The organism is Paenibacillus sp. WG02 (assembly GCF_055396115.1).
Genome location: NZ_AP036016.1, coordinates 4,734,116 through 4,754,686, shown reverse-complemented (window position 1 = coordinate 4,754,686; position 20,571 = coordinate 4,734,116). Strand labels below are relative to the sequence as shown.

The following is a 20,571-nucleotide window of genomic DNA, read 5'->3' as shown; positions in this document are numbered from 1 at the left end:
CTAATTGGAACATTTGTTCTTGTTTTTATTATAGCAAACAAATGTTCGTAATGGAAGGGGAATCTATGAAAAATGGGAAATATTTTCATATGAAAAAACCTCCAATCAATTGGATTGGAGGTTCGTTCTGGAAACGATATGCTTTGTGATGGCCAGACCATGCATACGACCTGTCTCAATGAAAATTTCGTTTGCATCATATTTAGAAGAAGCAACAACACCAGCTACATATAAACCTGGGATGTTCGTTTCCATCGTATCTGGTTGAACTAGTGGAGCGTTGGTTTCTACGTGAAATTGTACACCGATGGAGGTCAGAAGCCCGCGATCCGGTCGAAATCCGGTTAGGGCAAGTACGAAGTCATTGTCTAAAGTGAAGTGTTCGGTTGCTTTACGTACGGTAATGGTATGCTCGTCAATACGTTCAACTTGAGAATCGAACCACATTTGAATACGGCCTTTTTTCACCATACTCTCAAAAATAGGACGAACCCAGGGTTTAATGTTGGCTGAGAAGTCCTTGCCGCGGTAAATCACTGTAACTTCAGCGCCAACTCTGAGTAAATCCATAGCGGCATCGACTGCGGAGTTGTTTCCGCCAATAATGGCTACTTTGGCTCCGGCATAAGGATGGGCTTCTTTATAATAATGCGTTGTCTTTGGCAGTTCTTCACCGGGAATTCCGAGCAAATTAGGATGATCAAAGTAGCCCGTAGCTACGATGACGTTACGCGTGTTGTATGCGGCTTTCTTTCCAAATTGATCCTCCGTATGCACCGTAAATCCCGTCTCTAATCTTTCGATAGAAACAACTTCCTCATAGGAACGAATTCGCAGCTGTTCTCTACGCGCAACCTCTCTATAGTAAACCAAAGCTTCTTGGCGATAAGGCTTTTCATGAGGTGTTGTGAACGGATAACCGCCGATTTCCAACAGCTCAGGTGTGCTGAAAAACTGTAAATAGGTTGGATATAAATAAATGGCATTTACGATGCAGCTTTTTTCTATAAGTAAAGGTGAAAGGCCCTCGCGCTGTAAGGCGATAGCGGCTGACAATCCGCAAGGACCCGCACCTATGACGATGACTTGTTCCATTGTAGCAACCTCCCCAAGACTAAATACTCATTACATAGTATCGCAAGCTGAGGAAGATGCCAAGTTTAGCTAAGGGAAAAAAGAGCAGACATACCCCCTTGATGTAGGAAATAGTATGCTGCTCTGGATCTAAGATGACCCTTACTTCTGATTCAATTGTCGTTCTTCGTTACCTTCGCTAATGTCGTCTTCCGCTATGTTGACAGGTGTCGTATTGGGTGCATTTTCTAACGTGTCGTTCACGAAAGCCATATCTTGATTTTTCGCATTCATGTTCGTTGTGCCTTTGTATTTGCCTCTATGCTTCTCGTTTTCCATGTCGTTCATCCTTTCAAGAGCAGTTTAACGTTCAGTTTTAACGTGTACACTTGTGACTGTTTTTATTCTCCATAAAAAGGAAAGTTGATGAAACCAATACATGCTCGGCGTCGTCTAGTTGAGTAGATGAATTCTGTAAGGGAGGGTGGAAAATGATTCAAGAGCTTGTGCAAAAATTGGCAGCAGCCAAAGAAAATGGCCGTCTGCAAGCCTTATGGTCGGAACGATTAGCAGATTTAGAAAGAGAATGGCGTGACTCAAAAGACCACATTGTCCTTTGGGAAGAGCAGCTTATAAAAGAAAAAAGAGATGTGGAAAAATTAAAAACTCGCAGCTTTACAGGTTTTCTGTATGATTTAATTGGCAAGAAGGCAGAGAAATTGTCTGTTGAAGAGCAAGAACTGTTACAAGTGAAATTTAGATTCGATGAAGCGGTTGGTCGAAGGGATAATCTCGAGAAAGAGATACTTGAAATGCGGAACAAACTCCATTCCGTACGATTTTGGGACTTAGAAGTGGAAGATTTGACCCTCCGAATTGAATCCTATATTCATGCTAATGACTCTGGGAAGAGCAGGCAGCTGAGGGAACTTTCTGAACGGATAGCCGAGTTTCATTTACAAATCAAAGAGCTTAAAGAGGCGATAAGTGCAGGGGAATCGGTCGTGGAACATTTGCAGTTAGCAGCTGAATCACTTCATTCTGCACGCAATTGGGGCACTTATGATATGCTCGGCGGAGGCATGTTGTCTACACATATCAAACACGGGAAAATTGATGAAGCCATGGACCATGTCCGTACGGCACAGAACAGTCTTAGTCGCTTTGAGAAGGAACTGAAGGATGTTCATGTGAACTTATCTATCGACAGCCAGATTAGCGGATTTCTCAAATTCTCAGATTATTTTTTTGACGGATTAATAATTGACTGGATGGTTCAAGACAAGATCCATGAAACATCTGAACAAGTAGAAGATAAATCGATGGAAGTGAAACGACTTTGCAACGAGTTAGAGCAAGCTTTACGCAAGGCGGAGGCGAGCATGGAAGAAGGAAAGAGGTTATATAGTTCGATGATACAAAATCCGCTATAATGGTTATAGTTGGAGACAAAAGGAGAAGAGAAACCTATGAATCAGGCAAGTATCAAACATATGGTTGTATTTAATTTACACGCAGGTAAAGATTCGCAGGAAGCAGAACAATTTCTAAAAAGCAGTGCGCAAGAACTGGCAGCTATACCTGGGGTTGAGCAATTTGAAGTGTTTCGTCAAGTTAGCACAAAGACAGATTATGATTACGGATTCTCAATGGTATTTGCAGATAGAGCGGCTTATGAAGCTTACAATGTTCATCCCGTACATACCCATTATGTTGCGGAACGCTGGGTGAAAGAAGTAAGTCGGTTTCAAGAAATCGATTTGATGATTTTTGAGTGAGGTGCTCGAATGAAACCTTTGAAATTAGCGAAAGAAGAGAAAGAATTGTTGATTGAGGATTTGCAAGGCTATCTGGAGTTGGACCATAATATTGAATTAGGACGTTTGGCCACGGAACAATTAATCGATTATATGCTTCAGCAATTGGCTGCACCTATTTATAACCAGGCCATAGAAGACGCTGGCAAAACATTGATGGAAAGAATGAGTTCATTAGAAGAAGATCTCTATGCCATGAAAATGACGAAAAAAATAACACGCAGATAGAAAGTACAGAGAAGGTTCTGAGGGGAGAACACGAGCATTTTGAACAAGTCAGAAGAGATGTTTGATATCTATGATGAAAAGATGAATAGGCTTGGGGTGGCTCCGCGCTCAGAAGTGCATGCAAAAGGGCTGTGGCATCGAACTTTTCAGTGTTGGATCGTTAGCTTTGAAGGGAAGGAGCCTAGTCTCCTACTCCAGTTAAGACATCCAGAGAAGGATTTGTTTCCGAACTTGCTGGACATTTCTTGCGCCGGGCATCTCGCTGCTGGAGAAACCACGGAAGATGGTGTGAGAGAACTAGAGGAAGAACTGGGGCTGAAAGTCGATTTCAGTGAATTAATCCCTTGCGGGATGTATGCAGAAGAAGATCTGATTTCGGATCAACTCATTGATCGTGAGTTTTGTCATGTGTTTATATATCGTTGTGATCAACCGCTGAATCGTTACGCGCTGCAGCCAGATGAGGTAAGCGGTCTGTTCGCAGTAGGTGTCGCAGACCTTGAGCGTTTAGTTCATCAACAAACAAATGAAATAAAGGCAAGTGGCTATAAAAGGGGTCTCGATGGTAAGTTAGATCAAACAAGTTTGCTTCTGACCTTAGATCATTTGGTGCCGCATCCTGTCGCTTATTTTGATCTTGTGTTTCGCACATTAAGGGAAAATGAATGGTCGGAATGAAAAAGAACCGTATCGGGTGACCCAATCGGTTCTCATTGCGTACATATCTAATTTTAGACGAAATACTTGTTCGCTATGTAAGCATAAGCAATATAACAGACAATGGAGAGCCCGATACAGACAATACCAAGAGCTGTTTTCCGCTTAAACAAAAGCAAGAACCCGGCACTAAATGCCGATCCCATAACTAACATTGAAATAAAAGTTAGAACACCCATCGCTATTTATCTCCTTAACCTTTGTTTACGTAATCGCGCACCATGTCTTCAGATACATAAGAACGGAGCGGAGAAATACCTTCTTTGGCATGGGCGATGATTTGAGCTGTTATGGCGTTAATCGCATCAACGCTAAAAGGGAGCCCGCTTCTGCACAGATCGACAGCAGCGTCAATAGCTTGCTCACGCTGTGCATCTAGCTCTGCAAACCTAACGAGATGTAGGTGCTGTGCATTCGAATGTTTAGTTATCGCTTCATGTACATTCATCTTCAAGTTCTCCTTTAGTGACCATATTCTAATCTAGTATACACGATTGAATGGATGAGTAACAGGTTTTGGAAGAGGAAATCCGAACATTAATCGACATTATAAAGTTCACTTCATTAATAATTAATGTCGTTAATTGAATGAGTCCAGACTTGAAATGACGGAAACCTGTACGAGACGTATGGAGCAAGCGAAAATAATACTGACAGAAGCCTCGGAGTGAAACTAATGAACTCGTTACCGATTGAAACCGTGCTTCCTCAATTGAAAGAAGCTTTACGAACAAACCCATGCGCAATATTGGTTGCTCAGCCTGGTGCAGGTAAAACAACGCAAGTACCGCTAGCAATCCTGAATGAACCTTGGCTGGAAGGACAAAAAATCCTCATGCTCGAGCCCAGAAGACTGGCAGCTCGTGCAGCTGCTCGCTATATGTCGAAGCTTCGTGGTGAAGAAGTTGGGCAGACGATTGGTTACCGAGTGAAAAATGATACGAAAGTTGGACCGAACACACGAATTGAAGTGATAACGGAAGGTGTTCTTACGCGCATGCTTCAAACAGATCCTGCCCTGGAAGGCGTAGGGGCTGTTATTTTTGATGAATTTCATGAGCGCAGCTTACATGCAGATTTGGGATTAGCGCTTAGCAGGCAATCGCAAACTCTGCTTCGTGAGGACCTGCGAATTCTGATTATGTCGGCTACGATTGAAGCCAACACGGTTTCGGCCATGCTTGATCATGCGCCCATTATTCAAAGTGAAGGGCGTACTTACCCGGTTGTAACTCATTATCTGGAAGCGAAAATGACAAGCAAAATAGAACAGGCTGTAGTCACAAGCATCCAACGGGCATTGCAAATGAACGAAGGCAGTTTGCTCGTATTTCTCCCGGGAGCAGCTGAAATTCATCGTGTTGCTAACAGCCTTGCTGCGCTTAAATTAGGGAAAGAGATAGAGATCGCACCTCTGTATGGTAATCTCTCTCAAGAGGCGCAGGACCAAGCGCTGGTAGTAAGTTCGCCTGGGCACCGAAAGATTGTGCTGGCCACGTCGATTGCCGAGACAAGCTTGACCGTCGAAGGCGTCACGGTCGTTATAGACAGCGGGCTTATGCGCGTGCCCCGTTTTTCGCCGCGCACCGGCATGACCCGTCTGACGACGGTGCCTGTGTCTGTCGCCTCTGCGGATCAGCGCAGAGGCCGTGCCGGTCGGCTCGGTCCAGGCGTGTGTTACCGCCTATGGACCGAGACCGAGCAGCGGCAGCTCCCGCTGAGCAGCACGCCAGAGATCCGCGAAGCGGATCTGGCGCCGCTTGCGCTGGAGCTGGCCGCCTGGGGCGTGCCAGACCCAGCTTCGCTGGTCTGGCTGGACCCGCCGCCTGCTGCTGCGTATCAGCAGGCGCGGGAACTGCTCGTGCAGCTGGGCGCGCTGCACGAAGACGGGGGCTTGAGCGCGCACGGCAAACGCCTAGCGTCGCTAGGTCTGCACCCGCGGCTTGCGCACATGGTGCTGCAAGCCATACCGCTTGAGCTCGGCACGCTTGCGTGCGAGCTCGCCGTAATGCTGAGCGAACGCGATTTCATGCGCGCTGCTGAAAGGAGAGATGCGGATATTCGTACCCGCATCGAAGTGCTCTGGCGCGCTGCGCAGGGCGAGCAGCGCGCAGACGTTGACTTTGGCTTATGCCGCCGCATCGCGGCGGAAGCCAAAGTGCTCATGCAGCAGCTCGGCATCCGGCCGAGCGTGAATAAAGCGGATGCGAGCGGATTGCTGCTCGCCTTCGCTTATCCCGACCGCGTCGCGCAGCGGCGGTCGACGGGGCGGTTCCTGCTCAGCAGCGGGCGCGGCGCTGTGCTGCCCGAGCTGCAGCCGCTCTCCAACGAGCGTTATCTCGTCGCCGCCGAGCTGGACGATAACGGAGCGGAGAGCCGAATTTATTTGGCTGCCCCGATTCAGGAGGACGAGCTGATTAGAGCCTTTGAGGACCGCTTGCTCAAAGAGCAAGAAGTGCTTTGGGAACAGGCAACGGGTTCCGTTAAAGCAAGACAGCGCCTTCGGTTAGGTGCCATTATCCTCAAAGAAAACCCCTTGCAGGATCCAAACCCTGAGTTAGTGCTGCAAGCTTTGATATCCGGTATTCAAGCTGAATCTTTGGAGCTGCTCCCTTGGAATCGGAGCGCAAGGCAGCTGCAACAGCGAGTTATGTTTTTGCATCGATTTGATGTAGAATGGCCAGATATGGGGGATGCCAATTTGCTTGCTTCCTTAGAGGACTGGTTAGGACCCCATCTTTACGGTTTGAAAAGCAAGGGGGCTTTAGGGCGTCTTAACTTGACAAGCATATTAGAAGAAATGCTAACATGGGAGCAGCGCCGATGGTTAGAAGAATGGGCCCCAACACACATTCAGGTGCCCAGCGGTTCTCGTATTCCTGTTGATTATAGCGTCAGCGAGTCACCAGCTTTGTCGGTTCGTTTACAAGAAATGTTTGGTTTAGCCGATACCCCCCGGATCGCAAAGGGGAGAGTGCCAGTTACTTTACATTTATTATCGCCTGCTCAGCGTCCTGTTCAAGTGACGAAGGACTTGGCGAGCTTCTGGCGGGATGCTTATTTTGAAGTGAAAAAAGATCTCAAAGGCCGATACCCCAAGCATTACTGGCCGGATGATCCGATGGCGGCGATGCCTACAAATCGAGCTAAACCGCGTTCCTAACCTAATTTGCACGAGAAGGGAACTGAGCAAGCCATGACAATCCACTCCGAACCGGAGGAATTCGTCATTTATGTATCAGCTGGTTTTGCCACAGCACCTAATTTCCTGGATGCTTTTGCCGCGGCACTGGCCGCACGTTTTCAACAAGCGGGTTCACGTGTCAAAGTCGTTATCCATTATCCGTATGGCGATTGGACACGACGAAAGCAAGTGCAGCTTCGGGAAATTACCAGTGATCTATGGAACAATGCACATCGGAAAAGGTCTCATTATGGCGGCAAAAGCTTGCTCAAGTTGATTACCGACAACCTAGTCCCTAGACAGCAACTGCTGCTAATTGGGCATAGTGCAGGGGCGGTGGCTTCTATTCTGGCGGCCGATGCCCTTATGAAAGAGGGGGTTTCCATCCTCGGTGTGGTCCAAATTGGATCGCCGAAATGTGCGATTCCTCCATCGTTAAAGAGCCGTGTTCTTTATCTAGATGCTGCTAATCAGTTGGATAAATCCAATGATCCAGTACCAAGACTTGGCACATGGGGTGGCTGGATGAGAACGCGCTTGGGATTGCGCAGTTGGAATGGCATGAAACATGCACCTTCTCATAGGCAAACTTTACCGTTAATAGGTGGGCATGCCGATTATTTCAGAGATCACAATCCCTATATATGGAATAAAGAAACGAACCTGCAAACCACGATGAACACGATTTGGACTTGGTTAAAACGAATAGAAAAGGATGATGAACATGATTGAAATTCTAAAAGCGAGCATGGAACACAGCAAAGAAGAAGGCTATCTAGGACAAGTGCAATTCAAGGTGGAAGGACATGAGCATCCGTACGAAATTACCCTGCAAAGCAAACGAGGTAAAGATGACTGGAGCTACGCGCTTCACTTTTTACAGGAATCTGGAAAAGAAGAGGAAATCGAAGCTGTTGAAGATTTGCTCGAAGATGATGAATGGTTTGATATGCTCGTGGACGCAGCTCAAAAAAACCTAGTGAAGTAAGATAAGAGGCTGACTCAAAAGGATAATAACCTAGCGAGCAGCCTCTATTTTGTTTCGATACGAAGCGAAATTTAACAGGAATTCCTCCAGTTCATTTGGCGTTAACTGCTCAAAACGGTCATCTAACTAGAAAACCTCCCTCTAATTTGGGAGGGAATTGCTATTCCTCGAGAAAACCTCAGAAATAACGGGAGATTTTCCATGTAAACTAGCTTTTTATGAAAAAACCCCCAAATTAACGGAGGCCACTGAAAAAGTAAAACCAAACAAAGGTGTAGTATTCTCGCGAAAAATGTGAGGAGACTGCACCTTTTTCTTGTATACTTTTATTATCATTGGAATAAGGGTGAGTCGAGTGATCCAAAAACAACAAACTTTGCTGTTAAGTCCTTATGTTGAACTCTATAATTTGATTGTGCCTAAGGATAATTTGCTTCGACAAATAAATGAACTCGTGGATTTTACATTCATATACGAAGAACTTCAGGTAAATTACTGTCTCGATAATGGTCGTAATGCCATTGATCCAATCCGAATGTTTAAATACTTGTTGTTGAAAGCTATTTTCGATTTGTCCGATGTGGACATTGTTGACCGTTCTCGTTACGATATGTCCTTCAAATATTTTCTTGGAATGGCGCCAGAAGACCCTGTTATGGATCCTAGTTCCTTGACCAAATTTCGCAAACTTCGTTTGAAAGACATGAATTTGCTGGATTTGCTCATTCAGAAAACTGTGCAACTTGCCACCGAAAAGGGAATTATTAAGAGCAAGGCTATTATTGTTGATGCCACCCACACCAAAGCGCGTTACAACCAGAAGTCTCCTCAAGAAATCTTGCAGGATCGGGCACGTAAGGTGCGCAAAGCTCTCTATATGATAGATGAAAGCTTAAAGGGCAAGCTCCCAGCCAAAAATACCAATGCAGATTTGAAAGATGAGATCAGTTATTGCCAAAAACTCATACATACCGTAGAAAATGAGCTAGGTATTGCTTTAGTGCCCAAACTTCAAGAGACCCTCAACATGTTGAAGGAAACCGTTCTAGATGATGTAGAGCAAGCTTCGAATTTCAGAAGATGTTGACGCACGGGTTGGGCACAAGAGTGCGGACTCCGCTTTTTTTGGGTACAAGACACATCTGGCCATGACCGAGGAACGAATTATTACAGCAGCCATCGTTACAACAGGTGAAAAGAACGACGGTAAGCAACTACAAGAACTCATTGAAAAAAGTAAAGTGGCAGGCATGGATGTCCGAACAGTGATCGGCGACATGGCGTACTCGGAGAAGGACAATCTCATCTACAGCAATACAAACCATATTGAATTAATAGCCAAACTGAATCCCGTGGTTACCCAGGGAAACCGGAAAAAAGAAGAGGAGTTTGAGTTTAACAAAGACGCAGGTTTGTATGTTTGCAAAGCAGGTCATTTGGCGACGCGAAAAGCGAGGCAGGGGAAAAAAGGTGTCAGCAAGAACCAAGTGACTACCTATTATTTTGATGTGTCGAAATGTAAGCGATGTCCTCTTCGGGAAGGGTGTTACAAGGAAGGAGCCAAGTCAAAGAGCTACTCCGTCAGCATAAAGTCCGACGAACATTCCGACCAAATGGCATTTCAAGAGAGTGAAGATTTCAAAGCGAAGTCGAAAGAACGCTACAAAATTGAAGCGAAGAACAGTGAATTGAAGCACAGACACGGGTATGATGTAGCCACTTCCGCGGGTCTATTAGGTATGGAACTTCAGGGAGCAATGGCGATTTTTGCGGTGAATCTAAAACGAATCTTGAAGCTAAATGATTAAAATTGAAAGTCCCAAAAGGCCAAAAACAGCGAAAGAAGACATCGACCACTTAGGAGGATGTCTTCTTTTTTCTGTAAATGAACCACCAATTAAACTAAAAGGCTAGTTCTTCAGTGGCCTCAATTAACGGTAGGTATTCCATGTAGTGCAACAGTGAAAACAGAGGCAGCCTAAAGATGAACGCCTTATGGGACAGCCCTTATTTTCGTTACTAATTCCTCTTGATGAATGGAATATCTCACTCAAGGATTAGGGCTTATCTGAATTAACAATAAGTTCTCTGACAATACTGTAATTCAATGAGCGAACCGTGATCCATTGAATGAGGTGAAGTCTTTTGCTGTTCATGATAATCGCATCAATGGCAGCCAATCTTATTGTCTGGTTTATGCCTAAGCGACTGACTCGCCAAGAAAATGTACTGTACTTGGTTATTCATGGTGTTCGCTACTCGTACCACTGATCAGTTGTTAGACCTTGTATTACATCTTTATGATCAACTTGGTCCTGGGATACAATGGCAAGGCGTTGTGATTCAAACTGTTTTTCCAGGGGCGGTAGGTATTATAATCTTAAACTTTATGCCATTGAGTAGATTCATGTTTTTCGCTTATTTAATTGGATGTACGCTATTTTCCTTAATCTTTGAATGGATAACTATACGCGTTGATTATTTGACCTATAACAACTGGTCGATTTGGTATTCAGCTGGAGTGTATATAATTGGAATTATCTTGCTGCGCCTTCATCTTTCTTTTTTAAGAAGAAATAACAATAAGCCTTATGAATAATAGTCCAAGGACTTGACCCACGTTAAAAATAAGAGTCATTCTGCAATCGCAACATGACTCTTTCTCATTTAGAATAATCTCCTAGCCGTAACAAAACGCTTTTTCCATTTTTCATCGAAGTCTGCGATGTGAACGCCAAGCTCTTTCGAATAAGTATGAAGAATTTTTCCGTCTCCCGCATAGATGCCAACGTGGCCGATATCGAGCCCGCGAGCGCTGAAGAACAGCAGATCGCCTTGCGTATTTGGTCGATGCTGATTTCTTTCCCTTTCTGGGCTTGGTCGTAGGAGACTCGCGGGAGATCGATGGACAGCACTTCGTTGAAAACATGTCGGACGAAAGAAGAGCAATCGAACGTATTCGTTTGGCCGGAAGCGGCACCGAACTCGTATGGGGTTCCCAGGAATTTGGACCCATAGGCGAGCAGCTCGTCGGCTTTCTTTTCGGCCAATGCTGGGCTGGCGTAATCGGTATACATCGGTGCAGCCGAGATGAAACCAATTGTATTATCTTTGGTTTGCACCTCCAACCAATTTGCGTCGATTTCTCGGATTACGTGGATTTTTTCGCTTTTCGGAAGTAATCGGAGGACACGGGCATCCGTATCTTTTGCTGGAGAGTCGCGCAGATTGACTCCGTATTCAATAGTAGTTTCATAATCATGAGCTGATGAAATGGTAATTGAACGGGAATATTCATGCCATTTCACGATATTGCCTAGCGCTTCACTAATAAATCGCACTGGAACCATGGTAAATCCGTCGATAATTTTACCTGACACAGGCATTTCCAGCCGTTCATGGTTTTTATAAGCGACAGTATCTCCAATTCGGTATGTAAGGACGACGCCGTCTTTAAGGGCAGTTACCGTTCGTGTACTCTCATCCCAAGAAATTGCGGTCTCCCTCAGCCTCAAAAATGGGACGCATCGGAACGAGACTATAGCCGTTTTCGATCACGGGAGGAGTCTGAAAGGACAGCGGACGCCCGTCCAGAAGTACTGAAGGGGACTGATTCACCTCGGCATGTACGGAGGTTGCAGGGATCAGCATCATAGTCATCAGCGTAAATGTGGCCGCGCCAAATAAGCCGTTTTTAAACTTCATATTCAAACATCCTTACTAAGTTTTCTTTGATAATAGTTAGACGCAACTGCAGGGGTGTTTGTTACTTTCCAATTTGTGGGCATCCTATCAACGAAAAAAGTTGAAACACCTGAAAAATATAATTAATTTGATAGGACTGTATGTTAAAATGTGGATAGCATTTTACGATTACATTCAATGCAAAGGAGTGGAATAATGAATCAACACACATCGGGAGCTCATCAAATTAAAGCGTTTGCTGAGAAGAAAGTGACCTGGCTGGAACTTTTTTATGATCTGCTTTTTGTAGCGGCAGTTTCTAAAGCGAGTCATGTTTTAATACATGTCGAAAATGGAGTCATTCCTCTTGAATATTTAGCTAAATTCGTACTCATATTTGTTCCGATTTGGTGGGCTTGGGTGGGGCAATCCCTCTTTGTAAATCGGTTTGGACGAGATATTTTATCTCACCGCATATTTCTGATTCTACAATTATTCTTTGTACTCATCATGACGGCCAGTCTATCGGTTAATTTCGATCAGTATTATGTTCCCTTCTTGATAGGCTATGTTGGTTTGAGAGCAATGACAGCCATCCAATATCTTTCCGTACATAAAAAAGAAGAAGCACATAGAAAAATCACAGCCCGTTATTTAGGAAGCCGCTTTTGGATTGGGTTAGTGATATCTTCTTGCTCACTTTTCTTCGACTCATGGATTCGTTATGCCGTTTTGTATGCGGGAATTATAATCGACATTTTTCTCCCATTAATCGGTCGGCGCCACTTGGTGAAAAGCCCTATAAATACGCACCATCTATTAGAACGCTTCTCCTTGTTTACACTCATTCTTCTTGGTGAATCCGTCATCAGTATACTTGCAGTCCTGCAGTCTAGCGACTGGACGTGGCCATCAATCTTATTTGCGTCTATCACTTTTCTATTAATTATTGCTATATGGTGGCAATATTTCGATAATGTTGAAAAGAAAGTGAATAAGACATTAGAAACCGCCGGGCAAACTATCATTTATGGCCATCTATTCATTTATTTATCCATGTGTATGATTGCAGCTTCGATCCAATTGTTATTTTTGAAACAATTAAATTATTCTTTTATGCTAAGTTTTATTTTTGGATCTGTTCTGCTTTACTTTTTCTCAACTACGTTGGTTTTCCATAAATATCGACACGCACATTTGAGATTAGGCATGTATCATTTGGTATTATTAGTGGGGTTGCTCGGGATTTTTTTCACGGTGGATTTGTTTGTTATTTTGCCAAATTACATGATTATTGGAGAAGTAATGCTGTTCTTTGGTGTATATGCTAAGTTAACGACTTGATCTTTTAGGTGAATGAACCAAGACAAACATCGTGCCGTGTCATATTGCCTTCCTCATATAATGTGGGTAGTTTGTTATACCTAGAAGAATATGAGAAAGGATGATGGTATTGGCTAGGAGACGTACGTTATCAAGCGTGGATAATGATATACAAGCTCTGAAGAGAGAGGTTAAGAAGCTTGAACAGCCTATAACATCAAACCGATTAGCAAGGATGGCGGTAACGAGGAGGGAACTTGCTACAAGATCTGTTAGTGGATCCAAGATAGCTAGGAGGGCCATCACACTAGATAAACTTGCTCCCAGTGTCGTTAACAATATCACATCGAACATTGTGCAATTGATTGGTACTGGTGCTATAAACGCCGCAACAGCTGCTAGTCAAGCAGGTAACGCAGTCGGTCCCGAGGGACCGATCAGGCTACAAGGGCCTGTTGGTCCGATTGGTCCACAAGGTCCGCAAGGCTTACAGGGTTTACTAGGTCCACAAGGACCTACGGGAACGACTGGACCAACAGGAGCAACAGGAGCAACAGGAGCAAGAGGTGCTCAAGGACTCCAAGGCGCGCAAGGCCCAGCGGGATTAACTGGAGTGACGGGACCATCTGGTATCGTCGATGTTCGATTCGCAGGAAGCAACCTTCCTGTCCCCTTTATCATTATCCAAGGAGCAGGAGACGCTACAACAGAGTTAATGTTACCACCAATTACACTGCTAGCTAATCAGGTGGTTAAATTAGATGCATTTGCAAACATTAATTTTATTACGGTTCAAAATTATTCGGTGGATAGCTCTATTTCCAGAAATCAAGGTGACATCGTAACAACAGATCAGGCTGTCATGCTTCAAAACCAGGATCAGGCCTTTTTTCCGCAAGCTGCCATAACGACTGCGCTAACTTGGGTAGATAATCCGGGTCCAGGAACCTATAATTACACGTTCACAATTTCAGGTTCAGCTAACGGTATAACGGATGCTTCCATCAATAGCAGGGGATTAACCGCCATGGTGATTACTGTAACACAATAAGTGATAAATAACGTTTATTGGAAACAATGGAAACAAGGCTGGACACCTGTGGTGTTCAACCTTGTTTTTACTATATGGCAGATTTTGCAGCATCCGTTGCGCTAATCTGCTAATAACTGATCCTTTTGCCATGCGGCTTCAAGTTCGGGAAGTAGGAGGACACTCTCCTGTTCATTAGGATCAGTACGAGCAATAAGAGCCGTGCAGGGTTCAGTTTCACTCGGATTATAGGGAAGATGAGGCATCCCTGCTGGGATGTAAAGAAAGTCACCCACATCTAATTCCATATGAAGCTCAAGATTCTCACCATACCACATTGCAGATTTTCCATGAAGCATATAAATGGCTGTCTCATGATCTTGATGCAGGTGAGCCTTCGCTCTTTTTCCTGGCGGAATAGTCAATAAATGCATGCAGATCCCTTGAGCATCAACGCTCTCTTTCGATATGGCCTCCGCATATTCAAGCCCTTGTTTTCCATGATAAGTTCGAGATGAACGGATGAGTCGACAAGTCCTCTTATTATCCACTTTAGTAACGTACCTCCTAATGATTCAAGGTGTTAGATTCGTTCATCGGTCTGCGAACATGTACCACACGCGCACTTTGGCATAAATCGTTAATTGTCCCGGTTCGATTGGGGTGACGGCACTTTTGGCAAACACGGCGGTTGCATAGGGGATCGGTTCGGCATTACTTGCAATTTCTTGAATTTGGCTGGGGACTGTGAAAAGAGTAACTCCCAGTGTATTTGCAATGGTCACCGCCTTTTGACGTGCGTTGCGAATGGCAAGCGATAAGGCCTGATTCTCGTAAATTTCGGGCTGTGATGTCGTAAACTTAATGTCGGTGATGTTATTGGCGCCGCTAGAAACGGCAGTGTCAACGAGAATTCCTGTCAGCTCGACTTTATCGTTGATGATTTGCAAGAGATGGGTTACTTTATAGCCTCGAAAAATTTGCTTCCCTTCTTGATAATCGTACTGAATTTCAATTCTAAAATCATGCGTTTGTATCTTTTCTCTGGGAATGTTTAGTTTTAATAAGGACTGAATGATCGAAGTTATGATTTTTGCGTTTTCGGTTTGGACAGCAGGCAAGACAGGACCTTCGGTTACGGCACCCAGTACGACTACCGCTCTGTCGGGAGCTGCAGTTGCTGTTCCCGTTCCTAGGACTTCTATGGTAGGCGGGCATTTAAAATTAGGAAAAGAGGCCGATTTATTAATCGGATAATTGTACATAGCAGGACTCCTTTCAAGTGAAGGGCATAATCTAATGTATGGAAATAGACGGGCAAAAATTCTAGTAAAGAAGCATGCTCAGGTATGAAAAGGGACTGTCAATCGGCAGTCCCTTTTCATTTATAGAATTCAAATGCAAAGAATTGGGTTATATCATTAGTTCCTTTGCATACCTGCTTTCATACCTTATTGCATATATGAGAAGTAGTGGAGGTATGTATGAGCAAAGTAGCTTTGATCACTGGAATTACAGGACAAGACGGTTCTTATCTTGCGGAACTGCTACTTGATAAAGGCTACATTGTCCATGGATTAAAGCGGAGGAGTTCTCTTTTTAATACGGATCGGATTAATCATTTATTTCAGGATCCGCATGAGGATGACGTTCGATTCGTACTGCATCACGGGGATATGACGGATTCCAGTAATATTATTCGACTGATTCAAGAAATAAAGCCGGATGAAATATACAATTTAGCGGCAATGAGTCACGTTCACGTTAGTTTTGAAACCCCGGAATATACGGCAAATGTGGATGGACTGGGGACACTCCGGATTTTGGAGGCTGTTCGCATTCTTGGACTTATTGAGAAAACCAAAGTATATCAAGCTGCTACCTCAGAGCTTTACGGACTTGTACAGTGTGTGCCGCAAAATGAAAAGACCCCATTTTATCCCAGAAGTCCTTATGCTGCGGCAAAGTTATACGCTTACTGGATTACTGTTAATTATCGCGAAGCTTATAACATGTTTGCTTGCAATGGTATTTTGTTTAATCACGAAAGCCCGGTTAGGGGCGAAACCTTTGTTACCCGCAAAATCTCTAGAGCTGTGGCAAGAATTGCATTGGGACTTCAGCAGCAGCTTTATTTGGGGAATTTGAATGCCAAAAGAGACTGGGGCCATGCGAAGGATTATGTGGAAGCCATGTGGCTGATGCTGCAGCAAACGGAGCCAGAAGATTTGGTTATTGCCACTGGCATAACAACGGAGGTGAGGGACTTCGTCCGACTAGCCTTCGGAGAACTCGGCATCGAAATCGCGTTTAAAGGGGAGGAGCAACAGGAAAAGGGATATGTAAAAAGCTGCTCTCATCCCGAATTCCAGCTGCCCGTCGGCAAAGAGGTGGTATCCGTTGATCCGCGTTACTACAGACCCACTGAGGTTGATCTATTACTAGGGGATCCGTCCAAGGCGATGCAAAAGCTCGGGTGGTCTCTTAAATTTGATTTAAAATCCTTAGTCAAAGATATGGTAAGGCATGATTTACAAGAGGCAATGAGGTCGGAATATTTGCGAAAAGGCGGCTATTCATTCGTTCAGGAATTTGAGTAACGTATGCGAATGCTTATAAAGCGAGTGAATAATTGGAGAACGCTGGGAGGAAATAAGCGATGCGTATCCTGCTTACCGGGGCAGCGGGCCTGGTTGGGAAAAATTTGCTGGAACATCCGCAAATGAAGGAGTTTTCCTCCAGCTGGCTGACCCCAACTAGAAGCGAACTGAACTTGCTTGATTATCCGAATGTGCAGAGGTACTTCGAGAATCATAAGCCGGAATTGATTATTCATGCTGCCGGTACTGTGGGGGGTATTCAAGCGAATATCGATCAGCCTGTCCGCTTTTTGCTAGAAAATTTGGATATGGGTCGCAATGTTGTCGCAGCGGCAAAGCAATGTGGAATTAAGAAATTGATCAACTTTGGAAGCTCTTGTATGTATCCGAAGCTTGCTCCGAATCCTTTGCGAGAAGAAATGTTGTTGTCAGGGGAGTTAGAATCGACGAATGAGGGCTACGCATTGGCTAAAATTACAATTGCGAAGCTCTGTGAATATATCCATCGTGAAGATCCGGCGTATCAGTACAAAACGTTAATTCCGTGCAATTTGTATGGTCGTTGGGATAAGTTTACTCCTCACCGTTCGCATATGATTCCTGCAGCAATCCGGAAGATTCATGAAGCTAAGATCAAAGGATGCCGACAGGTGGAAATTTGGGGCGATGGTCAAGCCAAAAGAGAGTTTATGTATGCTGGCGATCTGGCGGATTGCTTGATCCGGGCTATTACTTGTTTTGATATGCTGCCAGACATCATGAATGTAGGAACGGGAACAGACTGTTCCATTAACGAATATTATCGAATCATTGCCGATGTTATCGGATATGATGGGGAATTTGTCCATGATTCAACGAAGCCGGTTGGAATGAGGCAGAAGGTGGTTTCGATCACCAAACAAACAAGTTGGGGTTGGATCCCCAGCACCACATTGGAAGAAGGGATACGAAATACTTACGATTTTTACTTGGAACAGGAGGAGTAATCGTGATGCGATATCCTTTAGCCAGCAGTACTTGGGATGAGTCCGAACGTAAGGCGGTTGAAAAGGTGTTAGATAGCGGAATGTACACGATGGGGCGCTGCACCTCGCAGTTCGAAGCGGAGTTCTCTGGTTATGTCGGAAATAAATACGGTATTATGGTTAATTCCGGATCATCGGCTAATCTCCTTGCTGTTGCGGCGTTATTATATAGGAAGAATGGGGCTTTACAATCGGGTGATGAAGTTATCGTCCCTGCCGTTTCGTGGGCCACGACATACTATCCGTTATACCAATATGGCTTAAAGCTAAAATTTGTTGATGTTGACCGAGAGACATTGAACTATGACCTCGCTGCGCTGAAAGAGGCGGTCACCGAGCATACTCGTATGATTATGATAGTAAATTTATTAGGTAATCCGAATGATTTTCAGAGTATCAAGCAGATCGTAGGTAACCGAAAGATTGTGCTGCTGGAAGATAATTGCGAATCTCTGGGAGCCGTGTATGAGGGGAAACAGACGGGTACGTTCGGCGTAATGGGAACATTCAGCTTCTTCTTCAGCCATCATATGTCCACGATGGAAGGGGGCATGATTACTACGGATGATGAGGAACTGTATCATATCCTGCTTAGCCTGCGGGCTCACGGCTGGACGCGTAATCTGCCGAAGGAAAATCATGTTAGCGGGGTGAAGAGCGAAGATCCGTTCGAAGAATCCTACCATTTTGTGCTCCCCGGATATAATGTACGTCCCACGGAGATTAATAGTGCCATCGGTCTAGAACAGTTGAAAAAGCTGCCTGAATTTCTTCGTGTCCGCAGGGAAAATGCGGCTTTATTCCAACATAAGTTGATGGATCATCCGCTGTTTATGATTCAGAAGGAGGTTGGGATGAGCAGTTGGTTCGGTTTTTCCTTGTTGTTGAAAAGAGAAGCGCCTTTCGACCGTAAGAAGGTGATTGCGCTTTTACAGCAAAATAGAATTGAATGCCGCCCCATCGTTGCAGGCAATTTTACACGCAATGAAGTGGTCAAGCGGTTTAACTATACCATTCACGGGAATTTGGAAAACGCGGAATATATTCATCGGCATGGCTTTTTTGTAGGGAATCATCACTATGATTTGAATGAGCAAATTACTGGATTATGCCAGGTATTGGATCAGTTGGAGCAAGGTGGAGGCTCATGAGCAAGATGAAAACGATTCTGCTGCATAACGTTTACGATGAGATGAATCGGGATAATGTCATTTTTCGACTGGATTCGGATTATAATCGCGACGATTGCCTACAGCATCTTTCTTATCTAAAAGAGATTCTTGAGGGTCAGGGCTATCACCTTCAAACCATCGACCAAGGCGATGTGATGACTTGTGATTATTTGCTGTTTTTTGATATGCCGTCATTCATATCGTCGTTGGGGCAAAGTTATTTCCTACAATATATGAAAAAGGAAAGCTTCAAAAAGAAAATGCTTTTATTTTTGTGGGAGCCCCCAGTGGTAAACGAGCAGAACTGGAAATCCGAATACCATCCATTTTTTCATACGATATTTACTTGGTATGACGATATTGTGGATAACCATAAATTTGTCAAAATACACTATGCCCAGCCCGATAAACGTTATCCATGTACAACCTTTTCGGAGAGAAAGTTCTGCACCATGATTAACGGTAATCGTTCATCCACACACCCGCTAGAGCTTTATTCGGAACGGCGCATAGCCATCCATTTCTTTGAATCACATCATCCTGAAGATTTTGATTTATTCGGTGTAGCTTGGGATCCGTTGGAGTTCCCTTCTTATAAGGGAGCGATTAAGGAAAAAGGAGACATTTTGAGCAGGTATAAGTTTGCGATCTGTTTTGAAAATATGGGGCGAGTGAATGGATATATCACGGAGAAAATATTTGACTGCTTCCGGGCAGGATGCGTGCCGGTTTATCTTGGAGCTTTTAACATTACAGATTACGTGCCGGAAGGAGCATTTATCGATTTTCGAAAGTTTAACGATTATGAACAGCTTTACACATTTTTGAAGCAGATAACCGAGGAACAGTATCAAGCTTATTTGGAACAAATTAATCAGTATCTGAAAAGCAGCCTGTACATGGAACGATTTTCAAAGGAAGCATTTGCGAAAACGGTTGTTGATCGGATCATGATATTAGATCGTTGAAATAACGAATAATGGGGGAGTGAGGATTTGGAAAAAGATATTTTGAATTCGCTGATTGATATTAAGAAACAACAAATTGAAATCAAAAACAAAGAACTGAAAATCATGGAGCACCTATATTCCTTATCGAATAATAACGAGCTATATTCCTTACTTAGAGTATTTAATGAGCAGTATGATACCCTATATAATGACCCAGTCAACGCTTTTGACCGGCTCAGGTACGTGAGTGTTGGAGACAGCCGTGAGGCGGATGCTGGGCGGGCAGGGCAATTTTATGTTGTATCAACGGGGATTATATCTTTTACTGCAAATAGTTTTATCGCCTTTCAGATTGTTAATCCTTCCAATTCAAGAAAAACGATTCAAGTTGAGTCCATACGATTGGATGTGTTAAACCCCAATATATCCGTTTTTATCTATAAAAATGTCACAGCTTTTACGTCAACGGGTACGGCTACGCCACAAAACTCGAATACCGGCTCAGCCAATACATCTGTCGCTACAGTGAACCAAGCTTTGAATGTCACAGTTAATCCGATTACAGGAGGAACTGTAGTGTATGCTTTTACTCTAAGAGTACCCATCTATTATGAACTTAACGGAAGCCTCACCATCCCGGCGGGCAGCCAAGCAGTAATTTTAATCCAAAACAATTCCAGTGCAATGAATATAAGTTTTAATATGGAGTATTGGGAAATCTAGCAGCCATGATAAAAATAGGTTGGAATTTAATAGATTCGTCTATACCGAAACTTGCA

Annotated in this window: 22 protein-coding genes and 1 pseudogene; 15 read left to right on the top strand and 8 right to left on the bottom strand. The window is 44.1% G+C overall.

All coding sequences use genetic code 11. The features are described 5' to 3' along the window. Positions 1-105: 105 nt before the first annotated feature. Both ACBP55_RS21565 and ACBP55_RS21560 read right to left on the bottom strand, forming a co-directional pair. On the bottom strand, positions 106-1,095 hold the full coding sequence (locus ACBP55_RS21565; RefSeq protein ID WP_464644857.1) for a YpdA family putative bacillithiol disulfide reductase: 990 nt from the start codon (positions 1,093-1,095) through the stop codon (positions 106-108). A 141-nt stretch (positions 1,096-1,236) separates the two neighbouring features. After that, positions 1,237-1,413 (bottom strand): hypothetical protein, encoded by a 177-nt coding sequence (locus ACBP55_RS21560; protein ID WP_164826781.1) that lies wholly within the window; start codon positions 1,411-1,413, stop codon positions 1,237-1,239. Positions 1,414-1,565: 152 nt separating this feature from the next. Between ACBP55_RS21560 and ACBP55_RS21555 the strand changes: the two genes are divergently transcribed. Genes ACBP55_RS21555 through ACBP55_RS21540 form a run of 4 tightly spaced genes read left to right on the top strand, consistent with a single transcriptional unit; the run spans position 1,566 to position 3,797 of the window. Beyond that, on the top strand, positions 1,566-2,507 hold the full coding sequence (locus tag ACBP55_RS21555) for a hypothetical protein (protein ID WP_464644856.1): 942 nt from the start codon (positions 1,566-1,568) through the stop codon (positions 2,505-2,507). A 36-nt stretch (positions 2,508-2,543) separates the two neighbouring features. Further along, positions 2,544-2,852: a Dabb family protein gene (locus tag ACBP55_RS21550; RefSeq protein ID WP_464644855.1), complete on the top strand. Its 309-nt coding sequence runs from the start codon at positions 2,544-2,546 to the stop codon at positions 2,850-2,852. A 9-nt stretch (positions 2,853-2,861) separates the two neighbouring features. Continuing rightward, on the top strand, positions 2,862-3,119 hold the full coding sequence (locus ACBP55_RS21545) for a DUF2164 domain-containing protein (RefSeq protein WP_464644854.1): 258 nt from the start codon (positions 2,862-2,864) through the stop codon (positions 3,117-3,119). 39 nt (positions 3,120-3,158) lie between these two features. Further along, positions 3,159-3,797, top strand: coding sequence for an NUDIX hydrolase (locus ACBP55_RS21540; RefSeq protein WP_464644852.1), 639 nt, complete (start codon positions 3,159-3,161; stop codon positions 3,795-3,797). Between the two features lie 53 nt (positions 3,798-3,850). On the opposite strand, the gene ACBP55_RS21535 is transcribed toward ACBP55_RS21540, so the two are convergent. Beyond that, the gene (locus ACBP55_RS21535) at positions 3,851-4,015 is read right to left on the bottom strand and encodes a hypothetical protein (RefSeq protein ID WP_157036697.1); all 165 of its coding nucleotides are present in this window, start codon (positions 4,013-4,015) and stop codon (positions 3,851-3,853) included. 14 nt (positions 4,016-4,029) lie between these two features. Beyond that, a complete protein-coding gene (locus tag ACBP55_RS21530) occupies positions 4,030-4,284 on the bottom strand; it encodes a YpbS family protein (protein WP_029194179.1) in 255 nt (84 codons plus the stop codon). A 228-nt stretch (positions 4,285-4,512) separates the two neighbouring features. Between ACBP55_RS21530 and hrpB the strand changes: the two genes are divergently transcribed. The 4 genes and pseudogenes from hrpB to ACBP55_RS21510 all read left to right on the top strand — a co-directional run bounded on the left by hrpB (position 4,513) and on the right by ACBP55_RS21510 (position 9,816). Further along, positions 4,513-6,999 carry an ATP-dependent helicase HrpB gene (hrpB, locus tag ACBP55_RS21525; RefSeq protein WP_464644850.1) on the top strand — a complete coding sequence of 829 codons (2,487 nt, stop codon included), beginning with the start codon at positions 4,513-4,515 and terminating at the stop codon, positions 6,997-6,999. Between the two features lie 33 nt (positions 7,000-7,032). Next, positions 7,033-7,752, top strand: a complete 720-nt coding sequence (locus tag ACBP55_RS21520; protein ID WP_464644848.1) for an alpha/beta hydrolase family protein — start codon at positions 7,033-7,035, stop codon at positions 7,750-7,752. Continuing rightward, positions 7,745-8,008, top strand: coding sequence for a hypothetical protein (locus ACBP55_RS21515; protein WP_464644847.1), 264 nt, complete (start codon positions 7,745-7,747; stop codon positions 8,006-8,008). Before ACBP55_RS21520 ends, ACBP55_RS21515 begins: the two co-directional genes overlap by 8 nt. A 355-nt stretch (positions 8,009-8,363) precedes the next feature. Further along, a pseudogene (locus tag ACBP55_RS21510) lies at positions 8,364-9,816 on the top strand (IS1182 family transposase). Between the two features lie 855 nt (positions 9,817-10,671). Here the strand turns inward: ACBP55_RS21510 and ACBP55_RS21505 are convergent. Beyond that, positions 10,672-11,523 (bottom strand): stalk domain-containing protein, encoded by an 852-nt coding sequence (locus ACBP55_RS21505; RefSeq protein WP_464644845.1) that lies wholly within the window; start codon positions 11,521-11,523, stop codon positions 10,672-10,674. Beyond that, positions 11,489-11,713: a hypothetical protein gene (locus ACBP55_RS21500; protein ID WP_464644843.1), complete on the bottom strand. Its 225-nt coding sequence runs from the start codon at positions 11,711-11,713 to the stop codon at positions 11,489-11,491. Before ACBP55_RS21500 ends, ACBP55_RS21505 begins: the two co-directional genes overlap by 35 nt. 195 nt (positions 11,714-11,908) lie before the next feature. On the opposite strand from ACBP55_RS21500, the gene ACBP55_RS21495 reads away from it, so the two are divergent. Then, positions 11,909-13,036: a low temperature requirement protein A gene (locus ACBP55_RS21495; protein WP_464644842.1), complete on the top strand. Its 1,128-nt coding sequence runs from the start codon at positions 11,909-11,911 to the stop codon at positions 13,034-13,036. Between the two features lie 109 nt (positions 13,037-13,145). After that, positions 13,146-14,066 carry a hypothetical protein gene (locus ACBP55_RS21490; protein WP_464644840.1) on the top strand — a complete coding sequence of 307 codons (921 nt, stop codon included), beginning with the start codon at positions 13,146-13,148 and terminating at the stop codon, positions 14,064-14,066. Between the two features lie 101 nt (positions 14,067-14,167). Here ACBP55_RS21490 and ACBP55_RS21485 read toward each other — a convergent pair whose 3' ends face one another. Together ACBP55_RS21485 and ACBP55_RS21480 are read right to left on the bottom strand one after the other, a co-directional pair. Then, positions 14,168-14,596: a cupin domain-containing protein gene (locus ACBP55_RS21485; RefSeq protein WP_464644838.1), complete on the bottom strand. Its 429-nt coding sequence runs from the start codon at positions 14,594-14,596 to the stop codon at positions 14,168-14,170. Positions 14,597-14,638: 42 nt separating this feature from the next. Next, positions 14,639-15,310, bottom strand: coding sequence for an SIMPL domain-containing protein (locus ACBP55_RS21480; protein WP_464644837.1), 672 nt, complete (start codon positions 15,308-15,310; stop codon positions 14,639-14,641). A gap of 219 nt (positions 15,311-15,529) precedes the next feature. Between ACBP55_RS21480 and gmd the strand changes: the two genes are divergently transcribed. From gmd to ACBP55_RS21455, 5 genes are read left to right on the top strand one after another with little or no spacing between them, the layout of a single operon-like run. Further along, positions 15,530-16,645, top strand: coding sequence for a GDP-mannose 4,6-dehydratase (gene gmd / locus ACBP55_RS21475; RefSeq protein ID WP_464644835.1), 1,116 nt, complete (start codon positions 15,530-15,532; stop codon positions 16,643-16,645). A gap of 59 nt (positions 16,646-16,704) precedes the next feature. After that, positions 16,705-17,631 carry a GDP-L-fucose synthase family protein gene (locus ACBP55_RS21470; RefSeq protein WP_464644833.1) on the top strand — a complete coding sequence of 309 codons (927 nt, stop codon included), beginning with the start codon at positions 16,705-16,707 and terminating at the stop codon, positions 17,629-17,631. A gap of 5 nt (positions 17,632-17,636) precedes the next feature. Beyond that, positions 17,637-18,821 (top strand): DegT/DnrJ/EryC1/StrS family aminotransferase, encoded by a 1,185-nt coding sequence (locus ACBP55_RS21465; RefSeq protein ID WP_464653373.1) that lies wholly within the window; start codon positions 17,637-17,639, stop codon positions 18,819-18,821. Beyond that, entirely contained in the window at positions 18,818-19,810 is a 993-nt protein-coding gene (locus ACBP55_RS21460) for a glycosyltransferase family 10 domain-containing protein (protein ID WP_464644832.1), read from the top strand. Before ACBP55_RS21465 ends, ACBP55_RS21460 begins: the two co-directional genes overlap by 4 nt. Before the next feature lie 27 nt (positions 19,811-19,837). Next, positions 19,838-20,515: a hypothetical protein gene (locus ACBP55_RS21455; protein ID WP_464644831.1), complete on the top strand. Its 678-nt coding sequence runs from the start codon at positions 19,838-19,840 to the stop codon at positions 20,513-20,515. The last annotated feature ends 56 nt before the right edge of the window (positions 20,516-20,571 follow it).

Excerpts from the sequence above, each read along its gene's own strand:
- ACBP55_RS21550 (WP_464644855.1), top strand. The coding sequence starts at position 2,544 with ATGAATCAGGCAAGTATCAAACATATGGTTGTATTTAATTTACACGCA.
- ACBP55_RS21555 (WP_464644856.1), top strand. The coding sequence starts at position 1,566 with ATGATTCAAGAGCTTGTGCAAAAATTGGCAGCAGCCAAAGAAAATGGC.
- hrpB (WP_464644850.1), top strand. The coding sequence starts at position 4,513 with ATGAACTCGTTACCGATTGAAACCGTGCTTCCTCAATTGAAAGAAGCT.
- ACBP55_RS21480 (WP_464644837.1), bottom strand. The coding sequence starts at position 15,310 with ATGTACAATTATCCGATTAATAAATCGGCCTCTTTTCCTAATTTTAAA.
- ACBP55_RS21560 (WP_164826781.1), bottom strand. The coding sequence starts at position 1,413 with ATGGAAAACGAGAAGCATAGAGGCAAATACAAAGGCACAACGAACATG.
- ACBP55_RS21545 (WP_464644854.1), top strand. The coding sequence starts at position 2,862 with ATGAAACCTTTGAAATTAGCGAAAGAAGAGAAAGAATTGTTGATTGAG.
- ACBP55_RS21460 (WP_464644832.1), top strand. The coding sequence starts at position 18,818 with ATGAGCAAGATGAAAACGATTCTGCTGCATAACGTTTACGATGAGATG.
- ACBP55_RS21515 (WP_464644847.1), top strand. The coding sequence starts at position 7,745 with ATGATTGAAATTCTAAAAGCGAGCATGGAACACAGCAAAGAAGAAGGC.
- ACBP55_RS21500 (WP_464644843.1), bottom strand. The coding sequence starts at position 11,713 with ATGAAGTTTAAAAACGGCTTATTTGGCGCGGCCACATTTACGCTGATG.
- ACBP55_RS21520 (WP_464644848.1), top strand. The coding sequence starts at position 7,033 with ATGACAATCCACTCCGAACCGGAGGAATTCGTCATTTATGTATCAGCT.
- ACBP55_RS21530 (WP_029194179.1), bottom strand. The coding sequence starts at position 4,284 with ATGAATGTACATGAAGCGATAACTAAACATTCGAATGCACAGCACCTA.
- ACBP55_RS21470 (WP_464644833.1), top strand. The coding sequence starts at position 16,705 with ATGCGTATCCTGCTTACCGGGGCAGCGGGCCTGGTTGGGAAAAATTTG.
- ACBP55_RS21495 (WP_464644842.1), top strand. The coding sequence starts at position 11,909 with ATGAATCAACACACATCGGGAGCTCATCAAATTAAAGCGTTTGCTGAG.
- ACBP55_RS21565 (WP_464644857.1), bottom strand. The coding sequence starts at position 1,095 with ATGGAACAAGTCATCGTCATAGGTGCGGGTCCTTGCGGATTGTCAGCC.
- gmd (WP_464644835.1), top strand. The coding sequence starts at position 15,530 with ATGAGCAAAGTAGCTTTGATCACTGGAATTACAGGACAAGACGGTTCT.
- ACBP55_RS21535 (WP_157036697.1), bottom strand. The coding sequence starts at position 4,015 with ATGGGTGTTCTAACTTTTATTTCAATGTTAGTTATGGGATCGGCATTT.
- ACBP55_RS21465 (WP_464653373.1), top strand. The coding sequence starts at position 17,637 with ATGCGATATCCTTTAGCCAGCAGTACTTGGGATGAGTCCGAACGTAAG.